The sequence below is a fragment of the Parasphingorhabdus sp. genome (assembly GCF_049667325.1).
Lineage (GTDB): Bacteria > Pseudomonadota > Alphaproteobacteria > Sphingomonadales > Sphingomonadaceae > Parasphingorhabdus.
In genome coordinates this window covers 1-8880 of record NZ_JBATHY010000197.1, presented here as the reverse complement: position 1 = coordinate 8880, position 8880 = coordinate 1, and the positions used below count along the sequence as shown (strand labels likewise).

Below are 8880 nucleotides of genomic sequence, written 5' to 3'. Positions count from 1 at the left end.
GGCCGGACCCGCTGCCATCGCGCCGTCAAACGCAAAGCGGGCATCGCAAGCCAGACACCAGGCGCTGTTCAGCTCGCCGTGCATATGGAGCAAATGTTTCGACCCGGCACGGTCGTGGAGATCGTCGACATTCTGCGTCACCAGCAATAACTCGCCTGGCCATGCTGCATCCAGCCGCGCCAGGGCCTGATGCGCGGCATTGGGTTGGACGGACTTGAGCCTCGCGCGGCGCTCGTCATAGAAATTCTGTACCAGATCGGGGTCGCGGGCAAAGGCCTCCGGTGTCGCGACATCCTCGACCCGCTGCCCTTCCCACAGGCCATCCGGCCCGCGAAACGTGGCAACGCCGCTTTCCGCGCTTACGCCAGCGCCGGTCAGGATGACGATGTTGTTGATGTTGCGTTGCATCGGTCCTCCATATCCGTTCACTTCGGGCGAAGTCGAGAAGCTTTGCACCATTTTCAAAAACCGTTAGTGGTGAGCCTGTCAAACCATGCCTCTCGACGATAGGCAGCCTTGGACAAGCTCAGGACTAACGGGATTATACAGAATGACAGCCATCGGGATTATCGGCAGCAAGGGCCGCATGGGACAGGCGCTGGTCGCGGCGATTGAGGAAGCGGGCCATGCCCACGCCGGCGGCGCGGATCAGGGCGATGATATCGCGGCGCTGGTCGGCGCGAGCGATGTGCTGGTCGATTTCTCATCGCCGTCGGCGCTGCAGGCAACACTCGATGCCTGTGTCGCAGCGGGCAAGCCGATCGTGATCGGCACCACCGGACTGGAGGCCGCGCATCACGCGGCGATCGACCGGGCGGCGACCAAGATCCCAGTGCTGCAGACCGGCAACACCTCGCTCGGCGTCAATATGCTGGCGGCGCTGGTCGAGCAGGCGGCGGGCAAGCTTGGCGATGACTGGGATATCGAGATTGTCGAAATGCACCACCGGCACAAGGTCGACGCCCCCAGTGGCACCGCGAAATTGCTAGGCGAAGTGGCAGCGCGGGGACGCGGCATCGATCTGGCCGCGCATAGCGAAAGCGGGCGCGACGGGATTACCGGGGCGCGGGCCAAGGGGGCGATCGGCTTCGCCGCCCTGCGCGGCGGATCGGTGGCAGGCGATCATATGGTCATATTGGCCAGCGACGAGGAGCGGATCGAACTGACCCATCGGGCGGAGAACCGGATGATCTTTGCGCGCGGTGCGGTGAAAGCGGCTGGCTGGCTGGTCGGGCAAAAGGCCGGACGCTACGGGATGGACGGGGTTTTGGGGTTCTAGACGAAAGCCGCTGGCAAACTGTCACTATATTGTGACAGTGCTTGGCTATCGTAGCCACTTTCATAGTTTTCGTTGACTTTTTCGTTGAACATTGGTTTCTGCAACACTAGAAGCACGAGACGATATTTGAATGCAAAGATTTGGAGAATACAAAAATGAAATTTGGTAAACTCGCAGCCAGCATTGCTGCGACCTCTTTGATGGCTGCGCCAGCCTTGGCTCAATCCCAGCAAGGCGTCGCAAAACCGGCTGTATCGAAAGTCGAACGGGTATCGGCTAAAAGCGAACGCGCTTCGAAGCTTGAAGGCGGAAACGGCGCCCTTATCGGTATCCTGGCGGCCGCAGCTGTAATCGGCGGCTTTTTTCTGATCGCTGAATCGACAGACCCCGACAATTCAGTAAGCCCTTGAGCTTTTGAAAATCGAGATTTGAGAGCGGGGCTATATGCCCCGCTTTTTTTTGCCTGAACAAGATAGCGCGACGGGAAATTTTTCCGCTCGCGGAATTATCAACCGCGGTGACAGTGGTTTGAGATATCGAAGTTGCCCAATCATCCGCCTCGCAGAAAACTCATGCGCGGACATAGAACCGGCTGACCGTCCGGGATGGACGTGGCCCTGGGGATAGCTGCCTATTTGGACGGCACCGGCATTTCCCCCATCCATCCAATCCAATCCAGCCGGTTATCCCGGCGCAGGCGCTATGACGAATCGACGGTGCTTTGCCGTTCCGATTCGATCTGCTCGCCCACTTTTACGAGATAGTCCCGGAATAATTTGGCCGACGGCGAGAGTTTTCTGCCCTTGGCCGTGACCAGTCCGAATGTCCGGGTAAATTGGCAATCGGCAATTTCGGTGATCCCGAGGATGCTCATGAAGGATGGCGGAATCAGCGTGCTGGTCAGAATCGCAACGCCTTGGCCGGAAGCCGCCATCGCCAGCAGGGAAAAATAGCTGGTGACGCCAGAGGCTTCCGGAGCGAGGGAAACTTTGATACCCCGTTGCTCCGCCTCTGCCTGGATTTCCCGCCGCAAATCCATGTGGATATCCGGGCTCAATACCGGATATTTCAGGATTTCGGCAAAACTGGCTGCCTTGTTCTTCGCCAACGGGTGGTCATGGGACGTAATGGCGTAGCAGTTGCGCGATGCGACCGCCTTGTAATCTACGTTTTCCGGTATTGCGCTGCTCGAAATAAACGCGAGATGGGATTTTCCATCGATGACATGCTGAACGCAATTTTCCCGCGTATCGTCCTCAAGTATTATCTTGATATTGGGGTGCTGTTGGTGGAACTGTTCGATAACCGATCCGATCATTGCCGTACCGATCATCATCGGCAGACTCAGTCTGACGGTGGATTGCCGCTGTTTGCTTTTGGCATGGAATTCATCATGGAGAACCGCCATCTCTGTGATCAGCTTCGATGCATATTCCTGGAACCGGCGCCCCTCGTCGGTAAGACTGACGGATTTATTATCGCGCAGGATCAATTGTCGCTGCAGTTTTTCCTCGAGCAATTTAATCCGGTTGCTGACCGACGGCTGGGTCTTGCCCAATGACTTGGCGGCCTCGCTGAAACTCTCGCACTCGGCAACAGCGGCAAATGTCTGCAAATCCTGGATATTTATTTCAAACTGACGATACGCCATGGATGTCTTCCTGATCAGGCCCAATTTCTTCGCTCAAACATGGACTGAAGCAAGTAAAATCGTGTTTCTTGCCAAGATTTCCATGCCGGGCACTCATGAAACATCGATAATTTCCAGATAGTTGGCGTTGCCATACAGTGGCTGAATGGCACCATAGTAAAATACAATTCTACAAAAGTTGAAGACCGTTTCACTATCCTGAGACCGTGCTTTTCCGTTGATATCCGCTGAATTTCGAATTTCTATCACAAATAGGTTGAGAGTTAATGTCCATAAAAACCACCAAAAATATCGGGATTCCAGCGCGTGCAGGCGGCGACGCCAAGGACCGGCTGACACAGGACAATATCCGGGATCTCGAGGAATATATCACGAGCCTCGACCGGAACACAAAATCGTTCATCGAATATGAGGCTCCGAACAAGTCCGATCTGGAATTGCTGGCGCTGGCGCAGATAATCGAACGCTTTCATGACATCAAAAGGAGAAGTCTGGGGGAAGAATTGTCGGCACTGGGTGACCCGGTGTGGAAAATCCTGATCCGGCTGGTCATCGCTGGTGAGGAAAAGCAGACTATCTCCCTCGCTGAAATGGCCCAACTGATATCGCTCCCGGAAACATCGGTCGTTCGCTACATCAACATATTGGAAAGCAAGGGGTACATCATACAATCACCGCATCCGGCCGGTCAGATGGCCAGCCAGTTGCATCTGACCAAACTCGCCCGGGCGATTATGCGAGACACGCTGCTCGCACTCAGCGCTACCTGAGCTTGCCCGGCCGGATTAAAATGCCGTGCTTGCGGACCGCGCAGCGTTACGGACGGATCGCGATTTTCATCACCCCGTCACGCTGGTTGGCGAACAGGTCATAGGCGGTTTCAATATCATCGAGCGCAAAATGATGGGTCACCAGCTTGCTGGTGTCGACCCGTCCCGATCCGACCACGTCCATCAGCCGGCGCATGCGTTCCTTGCCACCGGGGCAGAGCGTCGAAACGATCATATTGTCGCCCAGCCCGGCTGAATAAGCACCAACCGGCAAGGTCAGGTCTTCTGAATACACGCCGAGCGAGGACAGGGTTCCGCCGGGGCGCAAGACCCGCAAGGCCCAGTCGAAGGTCCGGGATTTGCCCAAAGCTTCGATCGAGACATCGACGCCGCGCCCGTCTGTAATCCGCATGATCTCGTCGATCGGATCGACCTTGTTATAATCGATGACATGATCTGCACCCATGCTGCGCGACATTTCCATGCGTTCGGGTACGGTTTCCACGGTGATGATGTTGGTCGCGCCCATCAACTTGGCACCGGCAGTGGCGCACAGACCGATCGGCCCCTGGGCAAAGATGGCGACGCTGTCGCCGATCCTGATCTTGCCGGACTCCGCGCCGCTGAAACCGGTCGAGAGAATGTCCGGGCACATCAATACCTGTTCGTCGGTCAGCCCGTCTGGCACGGGAGCGAGATTGGCCATTGCATCCGGCACGCGCAGATATTCGGCCTGGGCGCCGTCTATCGTATTGCCAAATCGCCAGCCGCCGATTGCTTTCCATCCATGGCCGTGCTGACCGCCGCATTGCGAATGGAAACCGCACAGCGAAGCATGCGATGTCCCGGTCGGCGTGATCGCGCCCGCGATAACCCGCTGGCCTTCGGAAAAGCCCTCGACCGCAGAGCCGAGCTTTTCAATGATCCCGACCGGTTCGTGCCCGATCGTCAGACCGCTTGCCACCGGATATTCGCCCTTGAGAATATGAACATCGGTGCCGCAGATGGTGGTTGTTGTAATCCGGATCAGCGCGTCGAGCGGGCCAATGTCGGGAATCGGCTTCTCGCCAAGAATGATCTTGCCGGGCTCGATGAATATGGCGGCTTTCATGTGGTTTTCCATTGGGGGACTCCATAACAATCATGAATTTCCGGTCGATGTTAAGACTGGCCGTCAAAATCGTCTCTACGCAATTGCGCGTAGTGTAATTCTCACGACCGGCTTGCCAACATCCACCCGAACCAATAGATCGGCCAGATGGATTTTGATGACCAGTTGCGGCGCTATTTCGGCACCGCCGACCTTTCCGCGATCCAGCCGGAGGCGATGGACTCCGGCATCGAGCATATGCGGGTGGACTTTGGACTGGAAAAGGATCGCGGGCGGCGCTTCGCGTTGTGGGCGGTCCTGTACATGCTCGGCAATCCGCTGGATCTGGATAGTGCATTCGAGGACGAGGCCGACCGAAATTCGGCGCGCGACTTCATGGGTCTGATGGACCGGGCTCAAGGCAAATAATCCGGCTATCGGTCAGTACCGCATCACTGCTGTGATCGTCAGGATCTCAATCGGGCGAGCTATAGTGACAGACCAGCTGATACCCGATTTTCTCGCCTGATTGCTGCACTGTCCCTGCAACCCCGGCTCTCGGGCCAAAGCATTCAGCCCATAAAACCCTTTGAACATAGTTGGTTATCTGAAAACCCGATATCGTGATGAATATATCCATTTTGGTTGCAATATTCGTCGCCCTCTCTGGAATCTTGGAATACACTATATGTTGTAGCTTAGTAATGATTTTGGGGGCAGATATGGAAGATGCTAATACCAAACAGATCGTGAAATATAGTGCAATAAGTCCCGCGGTGCTGTTTCATCGCATGCGGACGGATCTCAACGGACGATGGGATCAAAGCAAAATGGTTGATGCGGTGCGCCGGTGGCTTCGCCCGCCGGCGAAGAAAAGGGTCGCGGACAATCGCACCGAACAGCACCGATCCTCTCCCCATATCATAATACCGGACGCCCAAGACCCGTTCATGCTGATGGCAAAGAGCGACCCGATGAGTCATCTGCTCGCCGAAAACCATCGGCTGCGCAACCTGATCAACGAGATATTGCACGAAGACCGCCGCAGCCGTGTTCCGGAGTTTCGTAACTGAGACAGGCCACAGCCATCCGGGTTACGGAGAATCCCCGGTAACAGGGCACTGGACACGCCTTTTTCCCCGTATCGTCCGCTTCGTACCGGCGATTGTATTTTCATCGCCTACCGGCCATGACGGCGGGCATGAAAAAAGCCGATATCTTCGAATTCTACTCTCGCCTCGCTGCCGACAATCCCGCGCCCGAGACCGAGCTGAACTATGGCAACAACTATCAGTTGGTGGTCGCGGTGGCGCTGTCGGCGCAGTCGACCGATATTGGTGTCAACAAGGCCACCCGCCTGCTGTTTGCCGAGGTTACGGCGCCGCAGCAGATGGTCGATCTCGGACTCGATGGGCTGAAAGAGCATATCAAGACCATCGGACTTTATAACACCAAGGCGAAGAACGTGATCGCTTTGTCGGAAATGCTGATCGCCGATTTCGGCGGCGAGGTTCCGGCGGATCGCGACGCGCTGGTCAGGCTGCCCGGCGTCGGACGCAAGACCGCCAATGTGGTAATGAACTGTGCCTTTGGTGCCGAGACTTTCGCGGTCGACACCCATATATTCCGGGTCGGCAACCGCACCGGTCTGGCACCGGGCAAAACCGTGCTGGCGGTGGAGAAGAAGCTCGAGAAACAAACCCCGGCCCCGTTCCGCGTCCACGCCCACCACTGGCTGATCCTGCACGGCCGCTATATCTGCAAGGCGCGGAGGCCCGAATGCTGGCGCTGTCCGGTCGCCGATCTGTGCCGCTTCAAGAAGAAAACGCCTGCTCCTGACTAGACGAGCAATGATTGCCGGAAGCGCGAATATCATTCAGCTTTCCTAAATATGGCAAAGCGTAGCCTGGCGGATAAGATGGAGGATATCGACAGGAGAAGAACATGCGCCTGCAAACCACAATCATCATCGCGTCCGCCCTAGCTGCCGGAAGCGTCGCCTTTGCCGCCGAACAAGCGTCCGGGGATGACAGATATGAAATCAGGACCATCGGCGAGCCGAAAAGCTGTGTGATGCGCTCGAATATCCGTTCTACCGACGTGATCGACAGCCAGACAATCGATTTCAGAATGAACAATGGCGATATCTACCGCAACACCCTGCCCAGCAAGTGCAGCGGTCTCGCTTTCGAGGAAGCTTTTTCCTATCGCACGTCGACCAACCGGCTGTGCAATGTCGATATCATCCGCGTGCTCGACACGACCGCCGGCCGGTTGAACACCCGCGGCGCCTGCGGTCTCGGCAAATTCCAGCAAATCGAGAAAATTCCGAGGGAAGAAGCCCCGGACTAGGCGGCGCTCCGTTGCCCGCGGAAATTTGACTGGCCCGAATAATTGATTGGCAATGCAGCAATGTCGCTGCTAAACGCCCATCCGGCGACACACGCCCTGGCACCCGTAGCTCAGCTGGATAGAGCGCTGCCCTCCGAAGGCAGAGGTCACAGATTCGAATTCTGTCGGGTGCACCATTTTCTTGTATTCTATATTTCGAAGCGCAGGGGCGTTCGCATCAGCACGACCACGCGGATCGCCAGAGCCAGGCGCTAGAGCAAGCGGAACCGCCCACAAATCAGGACGGCTTCTTGTCCGCCGCGATTCCTTTCGCCAATATGCCATTCGCGATCCCGGCAATATGGACGGCCGATTTCTCCTCCGTCCAGATACCATAGCGCAGCCCGAGAAAAACGTTCATGCCGATGATCGCCCAGGCATGGGCTTCTTCGAGTTCCCCGCGAAAATCACCGGCGGCGCTGCCTTCCTGCAACCGTTCATATATCCGTTTGGCGGTCTCTTCATAATGCGAGCGATAGCTTTCGGGATCGACAAATTCGGCTTCGTCGATGATCCGGTAGATTTCCTTGTGCTCGCGGGCAAAGTTCATGAACGCCTCGAGCGCCAGCTTTTCCCGTTCCAGCGCGTCCTGCCACTCGGTCATCGCGCTCGCCGCATGGCTCTTCACGCGGGCGCTCATGTCCTTGACGAGTGCGCTGAACAGCTCGTCTTTTGAATCGAAATAGGTGTAGAAACTGCCCAGTGCAGTCCCTGCCCGCCGGGTGATCCCGGTGATCGATGCTTCGTGAAAGCCCTTCTCGCCAAACTCCAGCGCCGCCGCATCGAGCAGCTTGCGCTTGGTCTGCATTCCGCGCGCGGTGCGCGGTTGTTTGTCTTTGGACTCAATATGTTCCGAATAATCAGTGGCCATAATGTCACGGCTAACCCTATTTCACTGGAGAAGCAAATTTTTAAGTTGAATGTTGGTTCATGTTTCAATATAGCGCCTCCCAAGACCTGGAAACGCCAGGCGTAAATTCAAGGAGGAGCCTTTCATGAAACTTCAGCAAACCGTTAGTTATGCGGCGATTATCACCAGCCTCGCAGGCGGTCTGATCGCTCCTGCCACCGTCAGCGCCCAGACGTCCGAGTCAGCAAGCGAAGGCTCCGATGACGGCATCATCATCGTCTCGGCCCGGCGCCGCGATGAACGTCTTGTCGATGTTCCTATCGCGATCACGGCATTTTCCGCAGAAAAACTCGAGCAACAGGGCGCGGTCGATATTACCGATATCGGCCTGACAACACCCAACACCACGCTGGAATCTTCGCGCGGAACCAACTCGACGCTTTCCGCCTTCATTCGCGGCATTGGCCAGCAGGACCCGGTTTCCGGTTTTGAACAGGGCGTCGGCATCTATCTTGACGATGTCTATCTCAACCGCCCACAGGCTGCCGTGCTCGACATTTATGATGTCGAACGGATTGAAGTGCTTCGCGGCCCGCAGGGCACGCTTTACGGGCGCAACACCATTGGCGGAGCGGTCAAATATGTGACCAAGCGGCTGCCGGACGAACCTTCGTTCAAGGCGCGGGCGACCTACGGCACTTATGATCAGGCCGAAGCGGTGATCACTGCCAGCATGCCGATTTCCGATCTAATCCGTGTCGGCGCATCGGGCGCACGCCTTTCACGCGGCGGTTTCGGAGACAATCTGACAAACGGTCTCGAAAATTACAACAAGGATATCTGGGCCGG

Annotated in this window: 12 protein-coding genes and 1 tRNA gene; 9 read left to right on the top strand and 4 right to left on the bottom strand. The window is 56.6% G+C overall.

Annotation, left to right across the window (positions count from 1 at the left end):
* On the bottom strand, positions 1–408 hold a 408-nt coding region (locus tag WBM93_RS08970; protein WP_424431084.1), incomplete at its 3' end, for a Sir2 family NAD-dependent protein deacetylase.
* Between the two features lie 142 nt (positions 409–550).
* Between WBM93_RS08970 and dapB the strand changes: the two genes are divergently transcribed.
* Positions 551–1279, top strand: a complete 729-nt coding sequence (gene dapB, locus WBM93_RS08965; RefSeq protein WP_424431082.1) for a 4-hydroxy-tetrahydrodipicolinate reductase — start codon at positions 551–553, stop codon at positions 1277–1279.
* A gap of 155 nt (positions 1280–1434) precedes the next feature.
* Positions 1435–1689 (top strand): hypothetical protein, encoded by a 255-nt coding sequence (locus tag WBM93_RS08960; RefSeq protein WP_424431080.1) that lies wholly within the window; start codon positions 1435–1437, stop codon positions 1687–1689.
* A gap of 290 nt (positions 1690–1979) precedes the next feature.
* Here WBM93_RS08960 and WBM93_RS08955 read toward each other — a convergent pair whose 3' ends face one another.
* Positions 1980–2930, bottom strand: a complete 951-nt coding sequence (locus tag WBM93_RS08955) for a LysR family transcriptional regulator (protein ID WP_424431079.1) — start codon at positions 2928–2930, stop codon at positions 1980–1982.
* Between the two features lie 266 nt (positions 2931–3196).
* Between WBM93_RS08955 and WBM93_RS08950 the strand changes: the two genes are divergently transcribed.
* The gene (locus tag WBM93_RS08950; protein WP_424431078.1) at positions 3197–3700 is read left to right on the top strand and encodes a hypothetical protein; all 504 of its coding nucleotides are present in this window, start codon (positions 3197–3199) and stop codon (positions 3698–3700) included.
* A gap of 46 nt (positions 3701–3746) precedes the next feature.
* On the opposite strand, the gene WBM93_RS08945 is transcribed toward WBM93_RS08950, so the two are convergent.
* The gene (locus WBM93_RS08945) at positions 3747–4811 is read right to left on the bottom strand and encodes an NAD(P)-dependent alcohol dehydrogenase (RefSeq protein WP_424431076.1); all 1065 of its coding nucleotides are present in this window, start codon (positions 4809–4811) and stop codon (positions 3747–3749) included.
* A gap of 147 nt (positions 4812–4958) precedes the next feature.
* Between WBM93_RS08945 and WBM93_RS08940 the strand changes: the two genes are divergently transcribed.
* The 5 genes from WBM93_RS08940 (at position 4959) to WBM93_RS08920 (ending at position 7318) form a co-directional block, all read left to right on the top strand.
* On the top strand, positions 4959–5219 hold the full coding sequence (locus WBM93_RS08940; protein WP_424431075.1) for a hypothetical protein: 261 nt from the start codon (positions 4959–4961) through the stop codon (positions 5217–5219).
* Between the two features lie 293 nt (positions 5220–5512).
* A complete protein-coding gene (locus WBM93_RS08935; RefSeq protein ID WP_424431073.1) occupies positions 5513–5863 on the top strand; it encodes a hypothetical protein in 351 nt (116 codons plus the stop codon).
* A gap of 128 nt (positions 5864–5991) precedes the next feature.
* Positions 5992–6633, top strand: coding sequence for an endonuclease III (gene nth / locus WBM93_RS08930; RefSeq protein ID WP_424431071.1), 642 nt, complete (start codon positions 5992–5994; stop codon positions 6631–6633).
* A 101-nt stretch (positions 6634–6734) separates the two neighbouring features.
* Complete coding sequence (locus WBM93_RS08925; RefSeq protein ID WP_424431069.1) at positions 6735–7142, top strand: hypothetical protein; 408 nt, start codon at positions 6735–6737, stop codon at positions 7140–7142.
* 99 nt (positions 7143–7241) lie between these two features.
* A tRNA-Arg gene (locus tag WBM93_RS08920) sits at positions 7242–7318 on the top strand.
* Positions 7319–7419: 101 nt separating this feature from the next.
* Here WBM93_RS08920 and WBM93_RS08915 read toward each other — a convergent pair.
* Positions 7420–8052, bottom strand: coding sequence for a TetR/AcrR family transcriptional regulator (locus tag WBM93_RS08915; RefSeq protein WP_424431067.1), 633 nt, complete (start codon positions 8050–8052; stop codon positions 7420–7422).
* 124 nt (positions 8053–8176) lie between these two features.
* On the opposite strand from WBM93_RS08915, the gene WBM93_RS08910 reads away from it, so the two are divergent.
* The coding region (locus tag WBM93_RS08910; RefSeq protein ID WP_424431065.1) for a TonB-dependent receptor at positions 8177–8880 on the top strand (704 nt) is incomplete at its 3' end.